The organism is Cytobacillus sp. FSL W7-1323 (genome assembly GCF_038595015.1).
In the GTDB taxonomy this organism is placed as follows: domain Bacteria; phylum Bacillota; class Bacilli; order Bacillales; family Cytobacillaceae; genus Cytobacillus; species Cytobacillus kochii.
Genome location: NZ_CP151998.1, coordinates 3,118,399 through 3,144,812, shown reverse-complemented (window position 1 = coordinate 3,144,812; position 26,414 = coordinate 3,118,399). Strand labels below are relative to the sequence as shown.

The window sequence follows — 26,414 nt, the reverse complement described above, 5'->3', positions numbered from 1 at the left end:
TTTTATTACAAAATGACAACAACCCATGATTTTACAAAAAAAATAGTGTAAAATAAAAGAAGGCAATCGGCCATTTCAGAAAGGAAGAAACAATTGAACATTGATAAACTAATCGAAGAAGCGAAAATAGCAAGGGACCGGGCATATGTACCGTATTCAAAATTTAAAGTTGGTGCTGCACTTTTGGCAGTAGATGGTACAGTTTTCCACGGATGTAATATAGAGAATGCCGCATATAGTATGTGTAATTGTGCCGAAAGAACGGCGCTTTTTAAAGCATATTCTGATGGCGTAACAGAATTTAAAATGTTAGCAGTTGTTGCAGATACAGACAGACCTGTATCACCATGTGGCGCGTGCAGGCAGGTAATCTCTGAATTATGTTCAAAAGAGATGCCGGTGGTTCTAACAAACTTAAACGGAGATACACAACAATTAACAGTAGAGCAACTATTACCAGGAGCTTTTTCATCGGAGGATTTACATGAATAATCAACAAGGACATCAATCAGGGTTTATTTCCATTATCGGCAGACCAAATGTAGGAAAGTCTACACTACTTAACCGTGTCATTGGACAAAAAATTGCGATTATGAGCGATAAACCACAAACAACAAGAAACAAAGTACAAGGTGTGCTCACAACAAATGATGCACAGTATATTTTTATCGATACACCAGGAATTCATAAGCCTAAGCATAAATTAGGCGATTTTATGATGAAAGTTGCACAAAATACGCTAAAAGAAGTCGATGCCATTATATTTATGGTGAATGCTGAAGAAGGGTTTGGCAGAGGGGAAGAATTCATTATAGAAAAGTTCCAATCAGTCAAAACACCTGTTTTTCTTGTCATCAATAAAATTGACAAAATTCACCCAGATGCACTATTGTCTGTCATTGAATCTTATAAAGAGAAATATAACTTCTGTGAAATTGTGCCGATATCCGCTTTAGAAGGAAATAATGTTGATCGCCTTCTAGAGCAGCTTAAGGAATATTTACCAGAGGGGCCGCAATACTATCCTGCTGATCAAGTAACAGATCATCCGGAGAGGTTTATTATTTCCGAATTGATACGAGAAAAGGCTTTACATTTAACCCGAGAAGAGATTCCTCACTCATTAGCGGTTGTAATTGATAAGATTGAGCGGCAAGAAAAGAAGGATATCATTCATGTCATGGCTACGATTATTGTAGAAAGAGATTCTCAAAAGGGTATTGTTATTGGTAAACAAGGGAAAATGCTCAAAGAGGTCGGACAACGAGCAAGAGTAGATATAGAAAATCTCATGGGAAGTAAGGTTTTCCTCGAATTATGGGTGAAAGTTCAAAAAGATTGGCGTAACAAAATGACCCAGTTAAGAGACTTTGGATTTAGGGAAGATGAATATTGAACCTGTCAACATAGGTTATTGGTGAAATCAAAGAATTATGCATCCATTTAATTAACAATTTTTTCGTCTTATGATTTTCAGAAGACAGGCTATGATAAGAGTATAGATTTAATTGCTAGTAAAAACACAATAAAGGTGGGGTTATCTATGAAAGATTTTACCTGGAAAGTGTTTTCCCAAACAGGTAATATTGACACATATCTTCTTTTTAAAGAAATTGAAAAAGATTACCATGATATACCCGTAGAACAAGATGAAGAACTAGCAGAATTTGATTTTCCGATTTCATAGGTTGTCATCGTATAAGGATGGTGACATCGATGCTTGAAAAATGTGAAGGCATTGTCATTAGAACAGTCAATTATGGCGAAACAAATAAAATTGTCACACTCTTTACAAGAGAGTGGGGAAAGGTTGGTGTGATGGCACGCGGCGCAAAAAAGCCAAATAGTCGGCTTGCTGCTGTCACCCAGCCTTTTACTTATGGCACTTACTTAATACAAAGAAGCAGAGGGCTTGGGACCCTTCAACAAGGTGAAATTTCACTTTCGATGCGGAGCATAAAAGAAGATATTTTCCTTACAGCTTATGTAAGTTACATAGTAGACTTACTGGATAAAGGAACGGAAGAGAAGAAGCCTAATCCTTATCTTTTCGAACTTGTATTTAGATGCATACAAGCAATTGATGAAGGATATGATGCTGAGATTCTAACACATATTTTCGAAATGAAAATGCTCGGCTTATTTGGCTTATATCCTGAGCTTAATCATTGTGCCGTCTGTCAACGAACGGAAGGAACATTTGCTTTTTCTATTAGCCAAAATGGCTTCATTTGTCATCATTGTTTGGATAAAGATCCTTATCATTTAAAGCTTTCTCCTGCTACCGTTAGGTTACTTCGCATTTTTTATTACATGGACTTGTCAAGGCTTGGGAATATATCTGTAAAAGAACAAACCAAACTTGAATTGAAAAAGGTAATAGAAACATACTATGATGAGTATGCAGGCTTGCAATTAAAAACAAAAAGGTTTTTAAATCAAATGAACAATATGAAGGGTTTCATGCAATAATAAGTAAAAGTAAGCTATTGACTTTCGAAAGAAATTCAGCTATTATTTCATTAAATTATAGCTATGTTTAGCAATGAAGGAGAAAAGTACTTCACTCCCTCTATACAAGCGACTCTAGGAGAGTGTGAGCTAGGGAATAGAAAGTGAACGAAGGGCGCTCTGGAGCAACAGGTGAAGTAAAAGAGGCTACGTAAAAGTAAGTAGCAAATAGGGTGGAACCGCGGGTTAACTCTCGTCCCTATGTCTTAATTAAAGGCATAGAGACGAGAGTTTTTTATGCTTTTAAAAGAAAAAATACTTGTCGAAAAGCAAGTGTTTATCTAATGTAGATACCGGTCTTTGGTGACTGAAAAGGAAAGAAAGAGGTGGCTTATGAATATTCAAAATATGATTTTAACGTTGCAAAAGCATTGGTCAGATCAAGGATGTATCTTGATGCAAGCTTATGATACTGAAAAAGGTGCGGGTACAATGAGCCCGTATACATTTTTAAGAGCGATTGGACCTGAACCGTGGAACGTTGCTTATGTAGAGCCTTCTAGAAGACCAGCAGACGGCAGATATGGTGAAAATCCAAACCGTCTCTATCAGCATCATCAATTCCAAGTAATAATGAAGCCTTCACCAGATAATATCCAAGAGCTTTATTTAGCTTCTTTAGAAGCATTAGGTATTGATCCGTTAAAGCATGATATCCGCTTTGTTGAAGATAATTGGGAAAACCCGTCTTTAGGCTGTGCTGGACTCGGTTGGGAAGTATGGCTTGATGGTATGGAAATTACGCAATTTACTTACTTCCAACAAGTCGGAGGATTAGAGTGTAAGCCTGTTTCTGTTGAGATTACATATGGTATTGAAAGGCTTGCCTCTTATATTCAAGATAAGGAAAATGTATTTGAATTAGAATGGACAGAAGGTTTTACTGTCAGAGATATTTTTGGGCAACCCGAATATGAGCATTCAAAGTATACATTCGAAACTTCAGATGTAGATATGTTATTTAATCTCTTTAATATTTATGAAAAAGAAGCTCATCGCCAAATGGAGGTTGGACTCGTTCATCCTGCATATGATTATGTTCTTAAGTGTTCGCACACATTCAACTTATTAGATGCAAGAGGAGCGATTTCTGTCACTGAGAGAACGGGCTATATTGGTCGATGTCGTACACTTGCTCGAAAAATTGCTAAAACCTTTTATGAAGAACGTGAGAAATTAGGATTTCCGATGATACAAGAAAAGGAGGGGGAAGACCATGAGTAAACAAGATCTCCTATTAGAAATTGGCTTAGAAGAAATGCCAGCCCGTTTTGTAACAGATAGCATGAACCAATTATCGGATAAAGTAAAGGCTTGGTTAGTAGAAAAAGGTATTCAATTTTCAGGGATGAAAGCATACTCTACGCCTAGAAGATTAGCTGTACTTGTAGAAGATGTTGAGGAAGCACAGGAAGATGTCCATGAAGAAGCAAAAGGCCCGGCAAAAAAAATTGCACTGAATGACCAAGGTGAGTGGACAAAAGCAGCGATTGGCTTTAGTAGAGGTCAAGGAGCGACGCCTGATGATATTTTCTTTAAAGAAATTAAAGGTGTGGAATATGCACATGTTAAAACCTTTACTAAAGGACAAGAAACGCTGAAATTACTTCCTGAATTAAAAGAGCTCATTCTTTCTATGCATTTCCCAAAGAATATGAAATGGGCAGACAAAGAAATGCGCTTCATTAGACCAATTAAATGGTTAGTGGCAATGTTCGGTGAAAAGGTGGTTCCTTTTGAAATAACAGATGTACAAACAGGTAATACATCTAGAGGGCATCGTTTTTTAGGAAAAGATGTTATTATTACGAATCCTAAATCATACGAAAAAGCTCTGCTTGCAGAATATGTGATTGTAGATGCTGTGGAAAGAAAAGAAGCCATTCGTAAGCAAATCGATAAATTAGAAGAAGAACAAAATTGGCTCGTCCCAATTGATGAAGACTTACTTGAAGAAGTAAATAACTTAGTAGAGTATCCTACTGCTTTATTCGGCAGTTTTGAAGAGGAGTATTTATCATTACCAGAGGAAGTGCTTGTGACTTCGATGAAAGAACATCAGCGTTATTTTCCTGTTAAATCGAAAAGTGGAGACTTATTGCCTCAATTTATAACAGTGAGAAATGGTGGCCACGAACATTTGGATAATGTCGCTCGAGGAAATGAAAAAGTGCTACGAGCAAGATTATCAGATGCAGCATTTTTCTATAATGAAGACCAAAAAACATCCATTGAAACTTCTTTGAAAAAATTAGAAAAAATCGTTTATCATGAAGAAATTGGAACGATGTCTGAGAAAGTAGGACGTGTACGAGCATTAACGAATCATATCGCTCAATTATTATCACTTTCATCAGAGGATAAAAAAGTAGCAGACAGGGCTGCAGAAATTTGTAAGTTTGACCTTGTGACACAAATGGTTTATGAATTTCCAGAACTTCAAGGGTTCATGGGTGAGAAATATGCCTTGCAAAAAGGAGAAGATGCTGTAGTAGCTCAGGCTATTAATGAACATTATATGCCAAGAAACGCACATGATTCTACTGCAAAATCTGTCCCTGGAGCGATTTTATCTATTGCAGAAAAATTAGATACGATTGTTTCTTGTTTTGCAATCGGGATTATTCCAAGTGGTTCACAAGACCCGTATGCGCTAAGAAGACAAGCGACTGGAATCGTTCAAACATTGTTGAATATGAATTGGGAGATTTCGTTTGAGGAGTTAATTAATCAAGCTATCCACCTTACAGAAAATGCTGGCATTAATAAGCAAGAGAATGAGAAAATAAAAGAAGAGTTAATAGCCTTTTTCCGCTTAAGAATAAAGTATATATTACAAGAAAAAGCCATTCGCTATGATTTAATTGATGCTGTGTTAGGCAGTGCATTAACATCGGTCCCAGCGATTATTGAAAGGGCGAAAGTTCTTCATTCAAACAAGGATAATGACAGTTTCAAGGGTGAAATAGAAGCATTAAGTAGGGTCTTGAATATCGCTCAAAAAGCAGAAAGTATGGAAGATGTTCAAATAGAGCTATTTGAGAATGAAGATGAGCATAAGCTATATAATAAATACATTGAAGTAAGAAATAACCTTGATGAAACAACGAATGCAGAGGTTTATTTTAACTATCTTATATCATTAAAACCAGAAATTGATATGTATTTTGAACATACAATGGTAATGGCTGAAGATCCAAAAGTGAAAGCGAATCGTTTAAGCTTTATGGCCCATTTAGCAACGATGATACAATCGTTTGCACAAATGAATCATATACTTGTGAAATGATTTAAATGGAAAGAACCGTTAAATGCTGCCATATGGTTCTTTCCACCCTTTCTCATTTACTTCAACAAGCAAATTCTTTTCATTTCTGAGAAATAGTATATAATAATTATATAAAAGTATAACCTTATTGCTCGTTCATAATTTGCTTATTTGGGGAAACGTCTACATATGCATAGGTTTACTTAGAAGACGCTCCAACTCAAGGTGGTGAGATCAATGGAACTCAATAAACGGCAGGAAAAAATATTAGAAATAGTGAAAGATAATGGTCCAATTACAGGGGAACATATCGCTGATCAATTACATTTAACAAGAGCTACGCTTCGTCCGGATTTAGCTATTTTAACAATGGCTGGCTATTTAGACGCAAGACCAAGAGTAGGATATTTCTATACAGGAAAAACGGGTGCTCAACTTTTAACTGAGAATATGAAAAAGTTATTTGTGAAGGATTATCAATCAATTCCAGTTGTTATTAGTGAAAATACTTCAGTTTATGATGCCATTGTCACAATGTTTTTAGAGGATGTTGGCACATTATTTGTAGTTGACAAGGACTCTTTACTTGTAGGTGTATTATCTAGAAAAGATTTGTTAAGAGCCAGTATCGGAAAGCAAGAGCTCGGCGCACTACCAGTAAATATCATTATGACGAGGATGCCAAATATCACAATGTGTAAGAAAGAAGACTTACTTATTGATGTAGCGCAACAACTCATTGATAAGCAAATTGATGGTATGCCCGTTGTGAAGGAAGCTGATAAAGGCTTTGAGGTTATTGGAAGAATAACAAAAACTAATTTAACAAAAGCATTTGTTGCACTAGCGGGTGAATAAGTAAAGCTCAAATAAGGAGTTGATTATGCTAGTATGGGTAATATGCCAATTATTTATGTAGTTTCTGATTCTGTTGGTGAAACGGCTGAGCTTGTCATAAAGGCGGCTGCAAGTCAGTTCAATAATGGGGATGTAAGAATTAAACGTTTTCCATACGTCGAGGAACAAGCTCATATCGATGAAGTGGTCGCTTTAGCTAAACTCGACAAAGGATTCATAGCATATACGTTAGTGAAGCCACATATACGTAATTATATGCTTGAAACAGCTAAAAAAGAAAATATCTTCGCCTACGATATTATCGGGCCGATAATGGATCAAATTCAAAATAATTATGGAAATGAACCATTGTATGAACCGGGTGTAGTGAGGAAATTAGATGATGATTACTTCAAGAAGATAGAAGCAATTGAATTTGCCGTTAAATATGATGATGGTAGAGATCCTAGGGGGATTTTAAAGGCTGATATCGTTTTAATAGGGGTCTCTCGGACATCGAAAACACCATTATCACAATATTTAGCTCATAAAAGGTTAAAAGTGGCGAATGTGCCGCTTGTACCAGAAGTCGACCCTCCTGAAGAGTTATTCCTCGTACCAAAAGAGAAGTGTTTTGGTTTGAAGATTAGCCCGGAAAAATTAAATCATATTAGAAGAGAAAGGCTTATTTCTTTAGGACTTAGTGATAGCGCAAGTTATGCAAATATAGAAAGAATTAAAGATGAGATTTCATATTTTGATCGCATTGTAAATCAGATAGGTTGTTCAGTGATTGATGTAACAAACAAAGCGGTTGAAGAAACAGCAAATCTTGTACTAGATCATTATCGTAAAAATCTTTTAAAGGATTAGCACATAATGTAATTGATTATGTGCCTTTTCTTTGTACATTCCAGATTAAAATGTATGCCATTGCCATTTTGCTGCATAAATAGGCTAGCGCTAGTAGAAACATTCTATATAAAACATATGTCTGGAAATTATCTATTTTATATATTATAATAAAAAATCGTGATAAAAAATGATAAAATAGGTTTAGACTTGACTTTTAACGAATAAACTATTTATTGGGAGAAGTCAAGGGAATTATATAAAAAAAATTCGACAATCCTTCCATTATAAAGAAATTTCTTTATAAGGAGGAAATACTGGAGTGATGTAGAATTATAAGAACATCAGACGAACCAACCATCTTAGTGGATGCGGATGCCTGTCCGGTTAAGCAGGAAATTGTCGAATTGGCCAATATTCATTCGGTTGCTTACAAGTTCATTGCATCCTATGCACATATGAAAACAGAGTATCGCTCAGATGAGTGGACATTCGTGGATTCCAGTAAAGAAGCTGTCGACTTATATATCCAAAATTACTCCAAACGAGGAGATGTGGTAATTACCCAGGATATAGGTCTTGCTTCTACACTCCTGTTAAATGGTGTTCATGTTTTATCGCCAAGGGGTAATGTATATGAGGAAGGTCATATTCATACAGCATTAGATATGCGATACCTATCGGCGAAAGCACGGCGTCAAGGTGTTTATGGAAAAGGACCTAAACCGTTCAAGGAAGAAGACCGACAGCGATTTAAGAAAGAACTGACAAAAATATTGTCGAAAATTGAAGGATTTTAGCTTTTTTTCTAGAATACTTCTTTATGTAGTGGGGAGTTGTCGTTATGGCAGAACGTATTCCTGAAGAAAAGATTGATCAAATTCGAAATTCAGTTGATATTGTTGATGTTATTGGAGATTATGTGAATTTAACGAAGCAAGGCCGAAATTATTTTGGACTTTGCCCTTTTCATGGAGAGAATACACCATCATTTTCCGTATCTCCTGATAAGCAAATTTATCATTGCTTTGGTTGTCATGCAGGAGGAAACGCTTTTTCATTCTTAATGGATTTAGAAGGTTTTTCTTTTCAAGAAGCTGTTGTCAACTTAGCAGAGAAAGCAAATATCCCTCTTGATATTGACGTTTCTTCACATGACAAAAACGTGAAACAGTCACCTGAATTGCAACAAATGTATGATGCGCATGAATTATTATGTAAATTCTACCATCATTTACTAGTAAACACAAAGGATGGTCAAGAAGCGTTAGAATACCTTTTAAAACGTGGATTTACAATGGAGTCAATTGAGAAGTATAAAATTGGCTATTCACTAAATTCATGGGACTTTGTCTGTAAATTTTTGCAGAAAAGAAAATTTCCCTTGGATCTCATGGAAAGAGCAGGTTTATTAATCAAAAGAGAGAGAGATGGTAACTTTTTTGATCGATTTCGCCATCGTATCATGTTTCCTATCCATAATGAAAAAGGGAATATTATTGCTTTTTCAGGAAGATCATTGGGGGAAGAAGACCCAAAATATTTAAATAGTCCTGAAACGGCCATTTTCAATAAGAGCAAAACGGTCTTTAATTTTAATCGAGCAAAGAAGCACATTAAAAAAGAGCAAAGAGCTGTTCTCTTTGAGGGATTTGCTGATGTCATTGCTGCTGATGCGGCTGGCGTCATTAATGGAATTGCTACGATGGGTACTTCGCTTACAGATGAACATGTACAATTAATTCGAAAAAGTACTGACCATGTGACGATCTGCTATGATGGGGATACAGCAGGAATTCAAGCAGCCAATCGTGCCTTAGATATGCTTCAATCAGTCGGTTGTAATGTGCGAATTGCTTGGCTTCCGGAAGAACTTGACCCTGATGATTATATAAAGGAATATGGCGCAGAAAAGTTTAAAAATGAGGTTATTGAGGCTAGTCTTACTTATATGTCCTTTAAAATGAGATATTTAAGACTAGGAAAAAGGTTGAATGATGAAGGAGAACGGCTTCGTTATATAGAAGAAGTACTAACAGAAATCAGTCGTCTAACGAAAGCAGTAGAAAGAGATCATTATTTAAGACAAATTGCTAGCGAATTTTCGCTTTCATTAGATGCCCTACAACAGCAACAAAAACAAATATTTTATTCAATGCAAAAAAATACAAAAAATCAGCCACAGTCATTACCACAAGAACCGTTTTTATTACAACAAAAGTCAAATAATGTATTACGGCCAGCTTTTCAAAATGCTGAGCGTATGTTGTTGGCTCATATGATGAATAATCACGATATTACATTGAAGGTTCAGGAAATGTTAAGTGGCAATGAATTTAATGTGGATGAGCACCAAGCGATTTATACTTATCTTCTTGCATATTATGAAAGTGGTCATGTGCCTGATACAAGTAACTTTATGCAATTTATAAAAGACAAAGAGTTGCGGCATATTGTAGCAGATATTGTGATGATGCCTGTCAATGAAGATTTTACTGAAAAGGAATTATCTGATTATATTAAGCATGTGTTAAATCATCAAAAGATGATTAAAATAAAAGAAAAAATTCATGATGAAAAAGAAGCAGAACGTCAAAAGGACTATGCCAAAGCGGCATTAATTGCGATGGAGATTCTACAATTAAGAAAATCATTAGAAAAGTGATAATCTCTCATCGTGTTAATTATATTATAGACTGCATAAGCAAAAGCAAATGATTACCATAATAACCATTTAAGTGTTATGCTGTCCCAGAGGTTTGTGATTTTTTGGAAGGAGGGGGACAAATGGCTGAAAAATCGGCCCGTTCGAAAGAGGTTGAAACAGAATTGACCCTAGAACAAGCAAAAGAGCAGATTTTAGAAACAGGAAAGAAGACAGGTGTTCTCGCCTATGATGATATAGCAGAAAGATTGTCTCATTATGAGTTGGATTCTCATCAAATGGATGAGTTCTATGAATTCCTTGGTGATCAAGGTGTGGAACTAGTTGGTGATAATGATGACGATGCAGATCCCAATGCGCAAGAATTAGCAAAAAATGAAGAGGAATTTGATTTAAATGATTTAAGCGTACCTCCTGGAGTAAAAATTAACGACCCTGTAAGAATGTATTTAAAGGAAATTGGTCGTGTCGACCTACTAACAGCAGAAGAAGAGATTTCACTTGCAAATAAAATTGAGCAAGGCGACGAAGAAGCGAAGCGTCGTTTAGCGGAGGCTAACCTACGTCTCGTTGTAAGTATTGCCAAGCGATATGTTGGTCGTGGCATGCTGTTTTTAGATTTGATCCAGGAAGGGAATATGGGTCTTATAAAAGCAGTAGAGAAATTTGACTATCGTAAAGGTTTTAAATTTAGTACTTATGCAACATGGTGGATACGTCAAGCAATTACAAGAGCAATAGCTGACCAAGCAAGAACCATTCGAATTCCGGTTCACATGGTTGAAACAATTAATAAGTTAATTCGTGTTCAGCGCCAATTGCTACAAGACTTGGGCCGTGAACCTTCTCCAGAAGAAATTGCTGAAGACATGGATCTAACACCAGATAAAGTACGAGAAATTTTAAAAATTGCTCAAGAGCCAGTCTCATTAGAAACACCGATTGGTGAAGAGGATGATTCTCATCTTGGAGATTTCATAGAAGACCAAGACGCTACTTCTCCATCTGAGCATGCTGCCTACGAGCTGTTAAAAGAGCAGTTAGAAGATGTACTCGACACTTTAACAGACCGTGAAGAAAATGTACTTCGTCTTCGCTTTGGACTAGATGATGGAAGAACAAGGACGCTAGAAGAGGTTGGAAAGGTCTTTGGCGTCACGAGAGAAAGGATTCGTCAAATTGAAGCGAAAGCCCTTCGAAAATTAAGACATCCTAGCAGAAGTAAAAGACTGAAAGACTTTTTAGAATAGAATTCAATTCAGGATAGTTTACTCTAAATGGGTAAGCTATCTTTTTTTAGTGCAATATTCACTTCTAGTGGTGTGGATAATTCCTTTATTTGTATATGATACCATATATTAATAAATAAACAAATGTACGGTAATATCCATACTTATATTTACAATTTATTTTACTGAATAGTTAATTATATTGCAAATTACTTTTTGTAAAAAATTCTTAAATTATTTATTATTTAGATAATTATTACTATATTGAGAAACAAAACATGAGAGTCATAAAGCGGTTTTATTTAGTTCTAATGTTTAAATCATTATTGAAACATAACTATGTACAATTTTAAATTTTTTAAATCTTGAGAATATTAGAGAGGTGATTATATAATAGGAATTGAAAGCGTATTCAAAAGTCATAAGAAGGAGGATTTATATGAATTTTGACCTTACATCTGAACAAAAGATGATTTTTAAAACGATTAAAGAGTTTGCAATGGAAGAAGTGGAACCTGGTGCATTGGAAAGAGACCGAACGAAAGAATTTCCATTGGAAGTGTTCAAGAAATTATCAGACCTGGGTATGATGGGCTTACCCTTTTCGGAAGAATATGGCGGTGGTGGAGCCGATACAATTAGTTTTGCAGTCGTAACTGAAGAATTAAGTAAAGCATGCGCCTCAACAGGTATAACGTATTCGGCCCACATATCTTTGGGTGGCGCACCTCTGTCATTATTTGGTACCGAAGAACAAAAACATAAGTATTTAACACCTATTTGTACCGGTGAGAGTCTTGGTGCATTTGGTTTAACTGAACCGAATGCTGGCTCCGATGCTGGTGGGACAAGAACAACAGCAGTAGAAGAGAACGGGGAATATATCATCAATGGGAATAAGTGCTATATCACGAATGCGAGTTATGCAAAACATTTAGCCTTAACAGCTATCACTAGTATGAATGGTACGGATAAAGAAATTAGTGCGATTATTGTTCCTACCGATGCCAACGGTTTCACTGTATTGGATAATTATGAGAAGATGGGACTTAATGCATCTAATACGACTGAATTGATATTAGAAGACGTGCGCGTACCGACTGAGCACTTGCTCGGTAAAAAGGGTGATGGATTTAAGCAATTTTTAATCACTCTTGACGGAGGAAGAATTGGCATTGGTGCCATGGCAGTGGGCATTGCCCAAGCAGCATATGAGAAGGCGCTAAAGTATGCTAAAGAACGTGAACAATTTAGTAGAAAGTTATCTCATTTTCAAGCTATACAATTCAAACTAGCTGATATGGCGATGAAAATTGAATTGGCGAGAAATATGGTTTATAAAGCAGCTTGGTTAAAAGATCAAGGAAAACCGTTTTCCAAAGAAGCGGCAATGTGTAAGTTATATGCATCTGAGATTTGTATGGAAATCGCTGATCAGGCCGTTCAAATTCATGGTGGTTATGGCTATATGAAAGAATATCATGTAGAAAGATATATGCGTGATGGTAAGTTAACAGAAATTGGAGAAGGAACTTCAGAAATACAACGTATGGTGATTGCCAGACAGATTGGTTGTTAATAGGAGTATATTTTTTGCATTAAAGGAAAATGCTATCTAAGAATGGTTAGAGAGGGTGAATCTTTAGAGACTTTACGTGTATAAAATTACCCAAAACTATTTTTTAGATAGTTTTTCTTTTAAACAATACATGTTATACATAAAATATTTTTAAGGAATGAAAAGGGGTAAAATGGTAAAAAAATAAATGATAGGAAGTAAACTTTTTTGCCAGTTTATTAAAATAATTTTGAATTGCTGATAACAAATTCGTTTTAGGGCTTTTCCAATAGCGTTTTTTACAGTAAAATAGAGATTGTTTGTATATACTTACTTATATTGTGAAGTTCTTACATAAGGGAGGTTTAAACATTGAATCGTAATCCGTTAATACCGTTCGCTCTTATTGCTATCCTTGGGATTGGCGCAATGTTCCTTGTTTCATTTAAAGGATTAGGTGATCACAAAGAACTGACAAGTGAAGGGGACGAGGAAGCAACAGAAGAGGTAGCAGCGTCACCGGAGGAAATTTATCAACAATCTTGTATTGGCTGTCATGGTGACCAATATCAAGGTGGTGTAGGACCCGCACTAACGGGTGTTGGCGAGAGACTTTCAGAAGAAGAAATCGTTGATGTATTAACAAATGGTAAAGGTGCAATGCCAGGGGGACTTGTCTCTGGTAAAGAGCAAGAAATGGCTGAATGGTTAATGACATTGGAATAAACGAGTAAGTCCTTTGCATATGCAAGGGACTTTTTTTATACTATAATCAGAACTTAATACATAGAAGTGGTGGAAAAACGAATGAACACAAATCAATTATCTAATCGATTAAGAACAGTTGCTCAATATATACCAAAAGGTTCGAAAATAGCCGATATTGGCTCAGATCATGCTTACCTACCTTGTTATGCTGTTAAACAAGGGATTGCAAAAGAAGCGATTGCTGGTGAGGTTGTGGAAGGACCGTTTCAATCAGCGTTAGCACAAGTAAAAGCAGATAAATTAGAAGACAAAATCTCCGTGAGAAAAGGAAATGGACTTTCTGTTTTAACGGACGATGAAGTAGATGTAATAACAATTGCCGGTATGGGCGGAACATTGATTGCGTCCATTTTGGAAGAAGGTTCAGATCGCTTAGGTGGAGTAAAACGATTAATTCTCCAACCTAATATTAGTAGCATCTCTATCAGACTTTGGCTGCGTGAAAACGGATGGGCGTTAATAAATGAAGAAATAATCGAAGAAGATGAAAAAATTTATGAGATCTTAATCGCTGAGAAAGGCGATATCAATCGAGGATACGACGATTTAGAAGAAGGTCTTTTGTTAGGACCGTATTTATTACTTGAAAAATCGGCAGTTTTTATTAAAAAATGGAAACATGAACGAAAGAATTGGGAGAGAATAATTAGTCAAATCCAAGCAGCAAAATCATCAAATGAAAATAATGAAAAAATAGTTGCTTTACAGAAGAAAATAGCTATTGTTGGAGGGGTATTATCTTGAAGAAAGCAAATGGACATGAAATCATTCAATTATTTGAACAGTTTTCACCAAAAGCCTACGCAATGGAAGGAGATCCTATTGGGTTACAAATCGGTAGCTTGAACCAAAAAGTAAGCAAAGTAATGGTTGCACTTGATGTGTTAGAGGAAGTGGTTGATGAAGCAATTGACCAAGGTGTTAACTTAATTATTGCACACCATCCACCGATTTTCCGTCCTTTAAAGAAATTAGACAGTGATACACCTGCAGGAAGAATCTATACAAAATTAATTAAGCATGATATAGCCGTTTATGCAGCTCATACGAATTTGGATGTTGCTAATGGTGGTGTAAATGATTTATTAGCAACTGCACTTCAGATGAAAAATACAGAAGTCCTTGTACCAACATATGAAATACCCTTAATGAAACTTGCTGTTTATGTACCTGTAGAGAACGAGGAAGCAGTCAAGCAAGCTTTAGGTAATGCTGGTGCAGGTGCATTAGGTGATTATAGTCATTGTAGTTTTTCAAGTGAAGGGAATGGACAATTTTTACCAAGTAAGGGAGCAAATCCTCATATTGGCCAACCGGGTACACTTGAAAAGGTGAAAGAAAATAAAATTGAAGTAATATTCCCATCTAATTTAGAGAAGAAAGTTATCAAAGCAATGCTTGCGGCTCATCCATATGAAGAGGTGGCCTATGATCTTTATCCATTAGCTAATCAAGGAGAAGTTCTCGGACTCGGTAGAATAGGTGAAATTAAGGAAATGACCTTAGCACAGTTTGCAGAGCATGTGAAGGCGGTGTTGGATGTGCCTAGCGTGCGTGTGGTAGGAGATTTACAATCAGTTGTGAAAAAAGTAGCCGTTCTTGGTGGAGATGGCAATAAATATTATGCAAAAGCGAAGATGAAAGGTGCAGACGTTTACGTTACGGGAGATATGTATTATCATGTTGCGCATGATGCGATGCAAGCTGGTTTAAATATTATTGACCCTGGTCATAATGTCGAAAAAGTGATGAAATCAGGTGTTGCAGAATATATGAAGAAAAAATGTGCTGAAAAAGGGTTAGAGGTGGAGTTTATTGCTTCTAAAGTACATACGGATCCCTTTACATTTGTATAATTGAAGATAGAAAAAGCCATCTCCATTTGGAGATGGCTTTTTGCTTACTTTTGTACAACTTTTGGCTTTTTTATTTTTGGAAGAATTTTAGATAATGGTACTTTCTTTTCTGTAAGCCAAGTTGATTCTTCTTTTGGATCATACTGTTCAATAAAAGAAATCACTTCTTTTGTAATTGGTGTTGGTGTAGAGGCACCGGCCGTTACTGCAACCGTTTGAGCATCCTTAATCCAATCTAAATTAAGCTCGGAAATATCGCCAATACGGTAGGCTTTTGTGCCAGCAATTTCTTCGGAAACTTGAGCAAGCCTGTTCGAGTTATTACTTTTCGGATCCCCAACAACGATAAGGACATCTGCAGCCCCTGCTTGCTCTGCAACCGCTTCTTGACGTACTTGAGTAGCAAGACAAATTTCTTTATGAAATTCAGCTTGAGGATATTTCTCTTTGATTTCTTCCATGATATCGCCGACATCCCACTGGCTCATGGTTGTTTGATTTGTAACAAGAATTTTTTCATTTGTTAGTGTTAACGCTTGAACATCGTCAATCGTTTCAACTAAGTGAACGATCTCAGGTGCAACCCCAACCGCTCCTTCAGGTTCAGGATGTCCCTTTTTACCAATATATATAATTTGATAATTTTCGTCTTTCTTCTGACGAATTAAATCATGCGTGCTACTCACATCCGGGCAGGTAGCATCTAAAGTTACTAACCCTTTTTCTTTAGCTCTTTCTCGAATTTTAGGTGATACACCATGTGCTGTGAAGATAACCGTACCGCTTTGGACTTGGTCTAAAATATCGTCACGGTTTTTCCCATCTAAAGTAATAATGCCTTCTTCTTCAAATGCATCAGTCACGTGTTTGTTATGGACAATCATGCCAAGGATATAAATTGGCCTCGGTAAGGTTTTATCGAGTGATGCGTTTTTAGCAATCACCATTGCGTCTACTACACCATAGCAGTAGCCCCTTGGTGATATTTTGATGACGTTCATTGAATATCCTCCCTATATCTGAAACATATATTTTGTGTTATATAATTTTAAATAAAACATTGGATGAATGAAATTACTCATCTCTTCTAATCTATTATATAAGACATAAAGCAATAACACAAAAAGGAGAATTTATAAAAGAAATCCACGGTGATTTAAGCTCAATTCTATTGTTCCGTAAGGACGAATGAAAATAAGACAATGAAGGTGATAGGATAGATACACTTTGCATATTGGTACTTAAGAGATGACTATAACAATTTTTTTAATTCACTTAATGAAGGAAATGAGCGATTTAAATAAAATAAAAACTCGCCAAAATGGCGAGCGCTAAGCACATGATTAAACATACAGTTTCGGTACAGACTGACCACCAGCTTTTTTAGGGGGTTGTTGAGTTGGCTGGTCTTCTAAAGACTTCATAGTGACTGATGTCTCTTTTTTAGTTTTCGTTACTGACATAGTAGGATGACTATCCTTTATCGGAGATGGTGAGCTAGATTCATTTTCTTCTTCTTTTTCTTCCGTTGTTGAACTCATATTCTTAAGACCGCGATAAAGCTTCCACATTGAAGGGATATTTTTAACCATTGGACCGTACTGTTGAACCATTGGACCGATTTGCCCTGCAGTATTTAAGAATTTTTGTGTATTTGTTAAAAAACCGCTGATATTTGTTGGGTTTGTTAGCGTTTGGAGAATGCCTGCTCCACCAGCGGCTCTAGATTCTGTGGCAGCATTAGTAGCAGTGTTAACGGCTGCCTGCGCACCGGAACCACCTCTACCACCAAGAATTTTGGATAATAGACCTCCACTTCTTGAAGATCCGTTATTTCTCATGCCACCATTATTTCTTGGTTGTGTTGGTCCGTATGGAGTCATACCGGGTGGAAATGGTGGCCTACCTGATAAGTTTTGCATCATTTGTGGTGTTTGGTGTGGTGGTGGGAAGCCTGGTCTCTGCCCTCGATTTGGTCCCATTCCTGGATACATCACATCTCCTCCTCTCAAAAGGGGATTTTACTTTCATTGTATGCAAAAAGGAGAAATGGGTTTATCTTTAATAAAAGGATAAGAAGGAATAACAAGTATAACTGGTTATTTACCTGGAATTTTATTATAATAATATGATGGAGTAAATGTTTGCGATTTTAAGTGATCATGTGTGCAAGTACTTATGATCATTTCATAACGATAATGAGGAGTTAAAAAAATGAATGAAACAAGATTTGAAAGGTATGAGTTTAAACCTTTTATTATAGAAGCAGTAAAGAAGTTAGGGTTTTATGAACCAACAGATATACAGGAAAGATTAATACCGACTGTCTTAAAAGGGGAAAGTGCCATTGGTCAATCCCAGACAGGTACAGGTAAAACACACGCTTATATTCTGCCAATGGTTGAAAAACTTCAAACAAATAAAAAAGGTGTACAAGCAATTATCACTGCACCAACTAGAGAGCTAGCCAACCAAATTTATCAAGAGGTTTTAAAAATCACGAGCCATAGTGAAGATGCTATCGCAGTTAAGCTCTTTATCGGTGGTACAGATAAACAAAGAACAATTGAAAAGCTTAAAACGCAACCGCAAATAGTTGTTGGTACACCGGGAAGAATTAATGATTTAGTGAAAGAGCAGGCATTGCTTATCCATACTGCTTCATTATTAGTTGTGGATGAGGCGGACTTAATGTTGGATATGGGCTTCTTGGAAGATGTTGACCAAATCGCTTCACATATGCAAGAGAAATTGCAAATGCTTGTGTTTTCAGCTACGATCCCAGAGAAGCTTAAACCATTTTTGAAAAAATATATGGAAAACCCAAAATATGTTCATGTAGAGCCGAAGCAACCAACCGCAGCTAAAATTGAACATCAATTATTACCTTCAAGACACCGCAACAAAGTAAATCTTGTGTTTGATGCTTTACAGTCTTTTAACCCGTATTTAGCCATCGTGTTTACGAATACGAAGAAAAAGGCAGATGAAGTCGCGGATGGTTTAATGGCTAAAGGCTTGAAAGTCGGAAGAATTCACGGAGATTTGAACCCACGAGAACGAAAGAAAATGATGAAGCAAATCGTTGATCTCGAATTCCAATATATCGTAGCAACTGATTTAGCTGCTAGGGGTATTGATATTAAAGGAATTAGTCACGTAATTAACTACGAATTACCTACAGACTTAGATTTTTATATTCATCGTGTAGGTAGAACAGCGAGAGCAGGCACTTCAGGTATTGCCTTAACGATTTATGATCCAACAGATGAAGACGCATTAAATAAATTAGAGAAGATGGGCGTTACTTTTACTCATATTGATTTTGTTAAAGGAAATTGGGTAAAACTTGACGATCGTAATAAAAGAAAAAACAGACAACGTCAAACAGATGAGATTGATAAAAAAGCTAGTTCACTTGTACAAAAACCGAAAAAAGTAAAACCAGGATACAAAAGAAAGCGCAAATGGGAAATGGAAAAGATAAAGAAGAGAGAAAGAAGGATTAAAAGAAAATAAGAGAGAGGGATATTGTATGTTGAAAATCGGATCCCATGTTTCGATGAGCGGAAAAAAAATGTTGTTAGCAGCCAGTGAAGAAGCAGCTTCTTACGGGGCGAATACATTTATGATTTACACAGGTGCTCCCCAAAACACGAGAAGAAAGAAAATAGAAGATTTAAATATAGAAGCAGGCCTAGCTCATATGAAGGAAAAGGACATAAGTGATATTGTTGTTCATGCCCCTTATATTATTAATATAGGGAATACAACGAACCCAGCTACATTCGAATTAGGAGTGAATTTTCTACGTTCTGAAATCGATCGTACAGAAGCGCTTGGGGCAAAGCAAATTGTCTTGCATCCTGGTGCACATGTCGGAGCAGGTGCAGAAAACGGTATTGCAAGGATTATTGAAGGTTTAAATGAAGTACTAAATGGGGATGAAAATGTGCAAATCGCGCTTGAAACAATGGCTGGAAAAGGGTCAGAATGTGGAAGAGATTTTGAAGAACTAGCGAAAATTATTGATGGTGTAACTCATAATGAACATTTATCTGTTTGTTTTGATACTTGTCATACTCATGATGCTGGATATGATATTGTTAATGACTTTGATGGTGTATTAAATGAATTTGATAAAATCATTGGTATCGATCGATTAAAGGTTCTTCATATTAATGATAGTAAAAACATTCAGGGAGCTAGGAAAGACCGCCATGAAAATATTGGATTTGGTCATATCGGTTTTAAGGCACTAAACAACATTGTTCATCATCCACAACTTACGACAATACCGAAAATCTTAGAAACACCTTATGTTGGCGAGGACAAGAAAAATAAGAAACCGCCATATCAATTCGAAATTAATATGTTGCGTAAAGAAGCGTTTAATGAAAATCTTTTAGAAGATATTTTAGCACAATAAAAAAGCATGGAGGAGAGGGATCCTCTATGCTTCTTCTTTGCCCTTCTAATGGTCTGTTAAAATCGTAGATGTCAATGGCACTTGTAATCGACTTAAGAATTGGTAAACATAAGAAATATTTGATTGACTGACTTTGCCGTGTCTACACCTGCAATATTGGCAATTTCTTTGACAAGTTTCTTTCGTTCATTTTCATTAAAGATATTCACCTTTTTACCGCGAAGATATTGGGCGATTTGCTCCGCTTCTGAGCGGCTAACTGAGATATTAAATTGTTTTCCATACTTTAATAATTCATCTGCGGTAATGTGATTGACTTTGTGATTAATGATGTTCTCAAAGATTTTCATGTGCATCACTCCTCATTAAACTGTATGCACCTGTGCAGAAAAATTTGCCTATTTTTCTACAAAAATTGATGAAACAAGCCCCATTTCACTCCTTTACAAGGTTAGGAACTTCATGTATACTACTCTTTGTACTAAATCGTAATGATTCTTAAAACGAAGGTGAATAAGATGGAAACACTGCAAGAGCCAGTGATTAAAATAGAGGATGTTTCCTTTAGATATGAAAAGAATAATGTATTAGAGCGGGTAAATTTAATTGTAAATGAAGGAGACTTCTTAGCCATTGTTGGTCCAAATGGTTCTGGAAAATCAACACTTCTCAAGTTAATATTGAACTTATTAAAATTACAAAATGGGAAAATCACTCTTTTCGGGGAAGAAATGAATCAATTTAAGGACAGGCAAAAAATTGGCTTTGTTTCGCAAAAGGCAAATTCATTTAATACAGGTTTTCCGGCAACGGTATTTGAGGTTGTTGCTAGTGGGTTAACAAAAAAGCTGGGACTATTTAAATGGATGAAAAAGGAAGATAGGCGTCTTGTTATCGATGCTATAGATTCTGTTGGATTACGCGAATATGAAATGAGTAATGTGGGAGAGTTATCTGGAGGTCAGCAACAACGGGTGTTTATTGCAAGAGCGTTAGTTAGTGAGCCTAAATTACTTATATTAGATGAACCGACTGTTGGTGTTGATGCACAACATGTGCAATCATTTTATCATATGCTTGAAGATCTGAATAAAAACCGTGGCATTACGCTTTTACTGGTTACACATGATATAGGGACAGTTTCTGAGCGGGTATCACATGTTGCATGTATGAATAAAACTCTTCATTTCCACGGGAAAACAGAGGAATTTGAGCGTCTTGATAAAGCTGAAATGTCGACGTTTTATGGACATGACGTTCATATCTTATCCCATGATCATCACCACCATCATGAAGGGGTGAGATGATGATTGCTGCTATATTTGAATATGAGTTTTTACAAAATGCTTTTTTAACTGGTATGATTATTGGTATTATTGCCCCTTTACTTGGTGTGTATATTGTAGTCAGGCGGTTATCATTGATAGCAGATGCGCTTAGTCATGTAACGTTAGCTGGGATTGCAGCAAGCTTATTACTTGAAAAGAAACTAACCGGTTTTAGCGGAGTCAATCCTGTTTATATGGGGATGGCTTTTTCCGTTACAGGATCTGTGTTTATAGAAAAGTTAAGGTCTGTATACAAGCATTATCAGGAGCTTGCCATTCCTATTATACTTTCTGGGGGAACCGGTCTAAGTGTAATATTTATTTCACTCGCTGATGGCTTCAATTCAGATCTGTTTGGTTACCTTTTTGGTAGCGTTAGTGCAGTCAGTAGAGAAGATCTATGGCTTATTATCATCATTTCGGTGATTATTATAGCCATTATTGTTTCTTTATATAAAGAACTATTCTTATTATCTTTTGATGAGGAGCATGCGCAAGCATCTGGTATTCCAGTAAAAATTGTTCATTTTATTTTTATTGTGATGGTGGCACTTGTTATCGCTTCATCTATGCGTATCGTTGGAATTCTCCTCGTATCCGCACTTATGACTTTACCGGTTGCTGCGAGTATGCGGATTGCAAAGGGCTTTAAGCAAACGATTTTATTGTCAGTTATTTTTGGGGAAGTGTCAGTACTTGGCGGTTTATTTTTAGCATATTACTTAGATCTTGCTCCTGGAGGAACCATTGTGATCATTGCTGTGTTAATATTATTAGTAACGATACTTTTAAAGAAAGTAAAGACATCTAGACCAGCTAAAGTATAATTGCAAAAAAAGGGTGAATCAGTCATGAATGTGAGTGGAGCATTAGAACTGTTGAAAAATCGAGGCTATAAGCATACAGGCAAGAGAGAAGAAATGCTTGCACTATTTGCGGATAGTAATAAGTACTTAACGGCAAGAGAAGTCTTAGAGGAAATGAAACCAGATTATCCGGGCTTGAGCTTTGATACCATTTATCGTAATTTATCGTTGTTTGTGGACTTAGATATTCTTGAGATGACCGAGTTATCTGGTGAAAAACATTTTCGGTTTACTTGTTCTCATGAACATCATCATCATCATTTTATCTGTCTGGATTGTGGAAAAACAAAAGAAATAGAAACTTGTCCGATGAATACTCTGGCAGAAAACTTAAAAGGATATGATGTTTCTGGGCATAAATTTGAAATTTACGGAAAATGCCCAGAATGTTGTTAATTGGAAAAACCCCTCATGAGGGGTTTTTTATGTGAAGATAGTAAGATTACACAGATACTTTTAACCAATTCTCAACCCATGTGGCTGCTTCCTTCCAGCTTGTCACCCGTTTTACGCCGTCTGGAGTCGGTAAGCGGTTATAGGGTGTATCGAACAATATGACGGGAATTTGACACGCCTCATGGATCATAACAGCATTATCATGTTTATCTTCGAAGAATATGTCAATATCATATTGTTTAGCTGCTGAGACTTTATCATGAGAGCCAATAAGATCAATATGATCAAAAGTAATGCCATTCTGTATGAACCAATTTTCAGTTACGCTCATCAAATGAGTTGAGCGTGCACTAATAAAAAATAGTTCATGTTCTTCTTTCCATTGTGTTAATATTGTTTTTGCGTTAGGTACAATGGTTGACTGGCGATAAATTTCCGGTTCATTTTCTTTAAACCATTGATCGAATGCTTGAGGTTCTATATCTACAAGCGGATACAAGTCATATTGCTTTATGTCTTCTAAAGTAAGTTGTAAACCAAATGCTTTGTTCATAAAAGGAATCATTGCCGCTGGACTCGTGACAGTTCCATCGATATCAATTCCGAATCGTTTTTTCATTTCATTGCTCTCCTTTAAAACTTGAACATTTAACCGTTCACTTCATTTTATCTCTACTTCCTAATTTTAGCTGAAACTTTTCATTATATAAACCATAAAAGCCTTTTTGTTGCTAGAAAATCTTAACACAAGTAAAAGTGTAACGCTTGTTAATAATAATAAATGCTCCACCACAGAAAAAGTGGATACCATTAAAGCGAGGGATCATGATGGCAGATCAGATGCGTAAATATGATGAAGATCAGCTTCGTCGTGACAGAGTTGATGAGAACCAGTATGAAGTCTCAAGCGATTATTCAGAAGAAACTGCAGCTGAAATTGCTGCTCCTGTAACTTATGATGAGGACAGGGGAAGGGATATTGACGATAGAAAAGGAACGCGTAGTGGTGGCCGAGGAGTAGGTATTACTGCTTTAGTATTATCAATCCTTTCACTATTCATTATGCCGATATTTCTTGGAGCTGCAGGGATCGTACTTGGTATTGTTGCAAATAGCAAAGGAGCTAGAGGATTTGGCACTTGGGCGATTGGTATCGGTATAGTATCGCTCTTAGTAGGGATTTTTATAATGCCATTCTTTTAAATAATGAACAACAAGCGCCTAGGAGTATCCCTAGGCGCTTTGTTTATTTAAACTGTTTCTTTGGCGTTTTCTTCTTCTTCTTTTTGTTTTGCAAAGTACTCTTCAGCTATTTTATCAATTTCAATCTTTAATTCATCGACCATTGTATCTTCTGGTACTTTGCGGACAATTTTCCCTTTGCGGAATAATAAACCTTCACCTCGTGCTCCAGCAATGCCAATGTCAGCTTCTCTTGCTTCACCAGGGCCGTTAACGGCACAGCCCAAAACAGCGACTTTAATTGGTGCTTTAATTGTTGAAATATATTCTTCAACTTCATTCGCGATACTAATTAAGTCGATTTCGATACGACCACAAGTCGGACAAGAAATGAGTGTCGCAGCATTCGATGATAAACCGTATACTTTTAACAGCTCTCTAGCCACTTTTACTTCTTCAACTGGATCAGCACTTAATGAAATTCTTAACGTATTTCCGATACCTTTATGAAGAATTGCGCCTAAGCCAGCTGCACTTTTTACTGTACCGGCAAATAATGTTCCGGATTCAGTAATCCCTAAGTGTAGAGGATAATCAAAAGCTTGAGCTGCTTTTTCATAAGCTTCAATCGCTAAATTGACATCTGACGCTTTCATGGAGACGATAATATCATGGAAGTCTAGGTCTTCCAGGATTTTAATATGGTGAAGTGCACTTTCAACCATTCCGTCTGCTGTAGGATAGCCGTATTTTTCTAAAATGCGTTTTTCTAATGAACCTGCATTTACACCAATACGAATAGGAATACCTTTCGCTTTAGCAGCTTTTACAACAGCTTCCACTTTTTCGCGTTTTCCAATATTACCTGGATTAATTCTAATCTTGTCAGCTCCACCTTCAATGGCTTTTAAAGCTAACTTATAATCAAAATGGATATCAACGACAAGTGGAATATCGATTTGTTTTTTTATATCAGCAATCGCATTAGCTGCCCTTTCATCTGGACATGCTACGCGAACAACTTGGCATCCTGCTTCTTCTAATCGTTTAATTTGCGCAACGGTTGCTTCTACATCATGAGTTTTCGTTGTAGTCATACTTTGAATAAATAATTCATTACTTCCGCCAATGGTTAGCGGTCCCACTTTTACCGGACGAGTTTTCGTACGATGTATCATTTCACTCAATGGAGATTCGCTCCTTTATATATAAAAAATATATTTGAACTTCTCAATGTAAGCTCTTATCATCAACTATTGTATCAATGAAGTGATTGAATTGACAAGAAATAGATGCTAAGCATTTAGTTTTCATTATTATATGAAGGAAATTTATAGGTATTGCCGTATTGAATTTCTTCAGGCTTTATTCCGTTATTTAATGTGCTGAAATCTTCAGCAATAACATTAATTGGAAGATTTTCGATGTTCATATTTTGCTGCTCAATAATGGATAGAACGGTATCTCCCCGATTCACTTCTTTTTCGAAATAAGTAAGGCCTACCTCTTGTTCGCCTTTTTCTAAATTTGTGACCTCTGCGACAACGGGTGCAATATGTTTAGGGAGAGTTCCTTTGGAAAGATCGACGTATACAGCAAATGCAATGATAATAATTAAGATGAAGGCTGAAATTCTTCTCATATTTACAAGCTCCCGTCATTATAGAATAATCATTATCATACTTATGCATGTACATATCTAATTAGAACAGATTATGTATAAAAAAACTGCAGACGGTATAGGCGTCTACAGTATGATTCCATTATTGTTCAGGTATTTCCTTTTTCTGATGAGGTATTTCTTTGATGGCTAACATGAGAATGATGATGGATATTAACCAGTTAATAAGTGCTCCATTTGGAACTACGGTTTGTAGTGTGTCCATGATAATAAAAAATACTGTTGATAACGTGATACTATAAGCGGCTATTCGCCACATGTAGCGATAAGGAAGTGTCTTCTGAACAATTCTCACAATCATTATACCGATTAAGGCAATAATGGAAATTTCTATTAAGCGCATGGCTACAGAAAATAAATACAGTACAATAGCGAAGATACTAATTAAAATGATTAACCAAGAATCTGCCGTTTGTATTAATTCAATAACGGTTGATTTATCAATATTGATATCACCGAGCATACTATAGCTATAGGATTGTTGATTGTTTCCGCTAATGAACACCAATTCGTCTTGTAGAATGGCAATGGTATCATTTGTTTGTAATATTTCATCTTTCTTTACAATATTATTAGAGTCAAAAATAATGGTCACACCATCATTCTCAACAGTAATAGGTGCTGTTTCATTTGCTTGTAATGTCCCATTAGCAATCTCAAATTCAGGCAAATCATCCATTATTGTTGATTCCATTGATTGTACACCATTGAAGACGGATGTACTGAGAAAAAAAATAGTGGGGATAATGGATAGGAAAGTGAGAAAAAAAACATAACCTATAGTCTTTCCTATACCCTGCTGACGAAATGTTGCAATGTCTTTTGGAGAATAAATGCTACTTATAAATTGTTTGAAGATATTCAAAAATTTTCCACGTCCTTACTTGTCATTATTCTACTTATTTTAACGACAATACTTTCGTCATACAAGAATAATAAGTTTTTTGAATAATTAATCCTTTGTCATCTAATTGTAACATAAGGGAAA

At 36.2% G+C, this 26,414-nt stretch carries 28 protein-coding genes; 21 read left to right on the top strand and 7 right to left on the bottom strand.

The window, feature by feature from the left end:
- Positions 1-93: 93 nt before the first annotated feature.
- From MKX67_RS15900 to MKX67_RS15830, 15 genes are all read left to right on the top strand, one after another.
- Entirely contained in the window at positions 94-492 is a 399-nt protein-coding gene (locus MKX67_RS15900) for a cytidine deaminase (RefSeq protein ID WP_224935947.1), read from the top strand.
- On the top strand, positions 485-1,396 hold the full coding sequence (gene era, locus MKX67_RS15895; RefSeq protein ID WP_307312867.1) for a GTPase Era: 912 nt from the start codon (positions 485-487) through the stop codon (positions 1,394-1,396). Before MKX67_RS15900 ends, era begins: the two co-directional genes overlap by 8 nt.
- 147 nt (positions 1,397-1,543) lie before the next feature.
- Positions 1,544-1,687 (top strand): YqzL family protein, encoded by a 144-nt coding sequence (locus tag MKX67_RS15890; RefSeq protein WP_095372529.1) that lies wholly within the window; start codon positions 1,544-1,546, stop codon positions 1,685-1,687.
- 29 nt (positions 1,688-1,716) lie between these two features.
- Positions 1,717-2,472 carry a DNA repair protein RecO gene (gene recO, locus MKX67_RS15885; RefSeq protein WP_095372530.1) on the top strand — a complete coding sequence of 252 codons (756 nt, stop codon included), beginning with the start codon at positions 1,717-1,719 and terminating at the stop codon, positions 2,470-2,472.
- Between the two features lie 372 nt (positions 2,473-2,844).
- The gene (glyQ, locus tag MKX67_RS15880; RefSeq protein ID WP_095372531.1) at positions 2,845-3,735 is read left to right on the top strand and encodes a glycine--tRNA ligase subunit alpha; all 891 of its coding nucleotides are present in this window, start codon (positions 2,845-2,847) and stop codon (positions 3,733-3,735) included.
- Complete coding sequence (glyS, locus tag MKX67_RS15875; protein WP_341096615.1) at positions 3,728-5,800, top strand: glycine--tRNA ligase subunit beta; 2,073 nt, start codon at positions 3,728-3,730, stop codon at positions 5,798-5,800. Before glyQ ends, glyS begins: the two co-directional genes overlap by 8 nt.
- Positions 5,801-6,016: 216 nt before the next feature.
- Complete coding sequence (locus tag MKX67_RS15870) at positions 6,017-6,637, top strand: helix-turn-helix transcriptional regulator (RefSeq protein WP_225230375.1); 621 nt, start codon at positions 6,017-6,019, stop codon at positions 6,635-6,637.
- A gap of 33 nt (positions 6,638-6,670) precedes the next feature.
- Positions 6,671-7,489, top strand: a complete 819-nt coding sequence (locus MKX67_RS15865; RefSeq protein WP_095372534.1) for a pyruvate, water dikinase regulatory protein — start codon at positions 6,671-6,673, stop codon at positions 7,487-7,489.
- Positions 7,490-7,875: 386 nt separating this feature from the next.
- On the top strand, positions 7,876-8,268 hold the full coding sequence (locus MKX67_RS15860; protein ID WP_233435219.1) for a DUF188 domain-containing protein: 393 nt from the start codon (positions 7,876-7,878) through the stop codon (positions 8,266-8,268).
- Between the two features lie 44 nt (positions 8,269-8,312).
- Positions 8,313-10,133 carry a DNA primase gene (dnaG, locus tag MKX67_RS15855; protein WP_342488448.1) on the top strand — a complete coding sequence of 607 codons (1,821 nt, stop codon included), beginning with the start codon at positions 8,313-8,315 and terminating at the stop codon, positions 10,131-10,133.
- A 122-nt stretch (positions 10,134-10,255) separates the two neighbouring features.
- Positions 10,256-11,383, top strand: a complete 1,128-nt coding sequence (gene rpoD / locus MKX67_RS15850) for an RNA polymerase sigma factor RpoD (protein WP_095372537.1) — start codon at positions 10,256-10,258, stop codon at positions 11,381-11,383.
- A 418-nt stretch (positions 11,384-11,801) separates the two neighbouring features.
- A complete protein-coding gene (locus MKX67_RS15845) occupies positions 11,802-12,941 on the top strand; it encodes an acyl-CoA dehydrogenase family protein (protein ID WP_342488447.1) in 1,140 nt (379 codons plus the stop codon).
- 351 nt (positions 12,942-13,292) lie between these two features.
- On the top strand, positions 13,293-13,646 hold the full coding sequence (cccA, locus tag MKX67_RS15840) for a cytochrome c550 (RefSeq protein ID WP_095372539.1): 354 nt from the start codon (positions 13,293-13,295) through the stop codon (positions 13,644-13,646).
- Positions 13,647-13,727: 81 nt separating this feature from the next.
- Complete coding sequence (locus MKX67_RS15835; RefSeq protein ID WP_307312877.1) at positions 13,728-14,432, top strand: tRNA (adenine(22)-N(1))-methyltransferase TrmK; 705 nt, start codon at positions 13,728-13,730, stop codon at positions 14,430-14,432.
- Entirely contained in the window at positions 14,429-15,544 is a 1,116-nt protein-coding gene (locus MKX67_RS15830; RefSeq protein ID WP_095372541.1) for a Nif3-like dinuclear metal center hexameric protein, read from the top strand. Before MKX67_RS15835 ends, MKX67_RS15830 begins: the two co-directional genes overlap by 4 nt.
- 44 nt (positions 15,545-15,588) lie before the next feature.
- Here MKX67_RS15830 and MKX67_RS15825 read toward each other — a convergent pair whose 3' ends face one another.
- On the bottom strand, positions 15,589-16,545 hold the full coding sequence (locus MKX67_RS15825) for a 4-hydroxy-3-methylbut-2-enyl diphosphate reductase (protein ID WP_095372542.1): 957 nt from the start codon (positions 16,543-16,545) through the stop codon (positions 15,589-15,591).
- Between the two features lie 342 nt (positions 16,546-16,887).
- Positions 16,888-17,538: a VrrA/YqfQ family protein gene (gene vrrA, locus MKX67_RS15820; RefSeq protein WP_307312878.1), complete on the bottom strand. Its 651-nt coding sequence runs from the start codon at positions 17,536-17,538 to the stop codon at positions 16,888-16,890.
- A 220-nt stretch (positions 17,539-17,758) separates the two neighbouring features.
- Here vrrA and MKX67_RS15815 point away from each other — a divergent pair, with 220 nt between their 5' ends.
- Positions 17,759-19,063 carry a DEAD/DEAH box helicase gene (locus MKX67_RS15815; protein WP_095372543.1) on the top strand — a complete coding sequence of 435 codons (1,305 nt, stop codon included), beginning with the start codon at positions 17,759-17,761 and terminating at the stop codon, positions 19,061-19,063.
- A gap of 16 nt (positions 19,064-19,079) precedes the next feature.
- A complete protein-coding gene (locus MKX67_RS15810) occupies positions 19,080-19,973 on the top strand; it encodes a deoxyribonuclease IV (RefSeq protein WP_322909602.1) in 894 nt (297 codons plus the stop codon).
- Positions 19,974-20,065: 92 nt separating this feature from the next.
- Here MKX67_RS15810 and MKX67_RS15805 read toward each other — a convergent pair whose 3' ends face one another.
- Positions 20,066-20,323, bottom strand: coding sequence for a DUF2624 domain-containing protein (locus tag MKX67_RS15805; protein WP_095372545.1), 258 nt, complete (start codon positions 20,321-20,323; stop codon positions 20,066-20,068).
- A 168-nt stretch (positions 20,324-20,491) separates the two neighbouring features.
- Between MKX67_RS15805 and MKX67_RS15800 the strand changes: the two genes are divergently transcribed.
- The 3 genes from MKX67_RS15800 to MKX67_RS15790 are packed head-to-tail and all read left to right on the top strand — an operon-like array spanning position 20,492 to position 22,563.
- Positions 20,492-21,280 carry an ABC transporter ATP-binding protein gene (locus MKX67_RS15800; RefSeq protein ID WP_322909601.1) on the top strand — a complete coding sequence of 263 codons (789 nt, stop codon included), beginning with the start codon at positions 20,492-20,494 and terminating at the stop codon, positions 21,278-21,280.
- A complete protein-coding gene (locus tag MKX67_RS15795) occupies positions 21,280-22,128 on the top strand; it encodes a metal ABC transporter permease (RefSeq protein WP_095372547.1) in 849 nt (282 codons plus the stop codon). The genes MKX67_RS15800 and MKX67_RS15795 overlap by 1 nt, the downstream gene beginning before the upstream one ends.
- A 24-nt stretch (positions 22,129-22,152) precedes the next feature.
- Complete coding sequence (locus MKX67_RS15790) at positions 22,153-22,563, top strand: Fur family transcriptional regulator (RefSeq protein WP_095372548.1); 411 nt, start codon at positions 22,153-22,155, stop codon at positions 22,561-22,563.
- Positions 22,564-22,609: 46 nt separating this feature from the next.
- Here the strand turns inward: MKX67_RS15790 and MKX67_RS15785 are convergent, their stop codons facing one another.
- Positions 22,610-23,182 carry a hypothetical protein gene (locus tag MKX67_RS15785; RefSeq protein WP_095372549.1) on the bottom strand — a complete coding sequence of 191 codons (573 nt, stop codon included), beginning with the start codon at positions 23,180-23,182 and terminating at the stop codon, positions 22,610-22,612.
- 209 nt (positions 23,183-23,391) lie between these two features.
- On the opposite strand from MKX67_RS15785, the gene MKX67_RS15780 reads away from it, so the two are divergent.
- On the top strand, positions 23,392-23,766 hold the full coding sequence (locus MKX67_RS15780) for a DUF4190 domain-containing protein (protein WP_095372550.1): 375 nt from the start codon (positions 23,392-23,394) through the stop codon (positions 23,764-23,766).
- 47 nt (positions 23,767-23,813) lie between these two features.
- Here the strand turns inward: MKX67_RS15780 and ispG are convergent, their stop codons facing one another.
- From ispG to MKX67_RS15765, 3 genes are all read right to left on the bottom strand, one after another.
- Positions 23,814-24,923, bottom strand: a complete 1,110-nt coding sequence (gene ispG, locus MKX67_RS15775; protein WP_180317072.1) for a flavodoxin-dependent (E)-4-hydroxy-3-methylbut-2-enyl-diphosphate synthase — start codon at positions 24,921-24,923, stop codon at positions 23,814-23,816.
- Between the two features lie 125 nt (positions 24,924-25,048).
- Positions 25,049-25,387 carry a hypothetical protein gene (locus MKX67_RS15770; protein ID WP_095372552.1) on the bottom strand — a complete coding sequence of 113 codons (339 nt, stop codon included), beginning with the start codon at positions 25,385-25,387 and terminating at the stop codon, positions 25,049-25,051.
- Positions 25,388-25,508: 121 nt separating this feature from the next.
- The gene (locus MKX67_RS15765) at positions 25,509-26,291 is read right to left on the bottom strand and encodes a DUF1189 domain-containing protein (protein ID WP_322909600.1); all 783 of its coding nucleotides are present in this window, start codon (positions 26,289-26,291) and stop codon (positions 25,509-25,511) included.
- Positions 26,292-26,414: the final 123 nt, after the last annotated feature.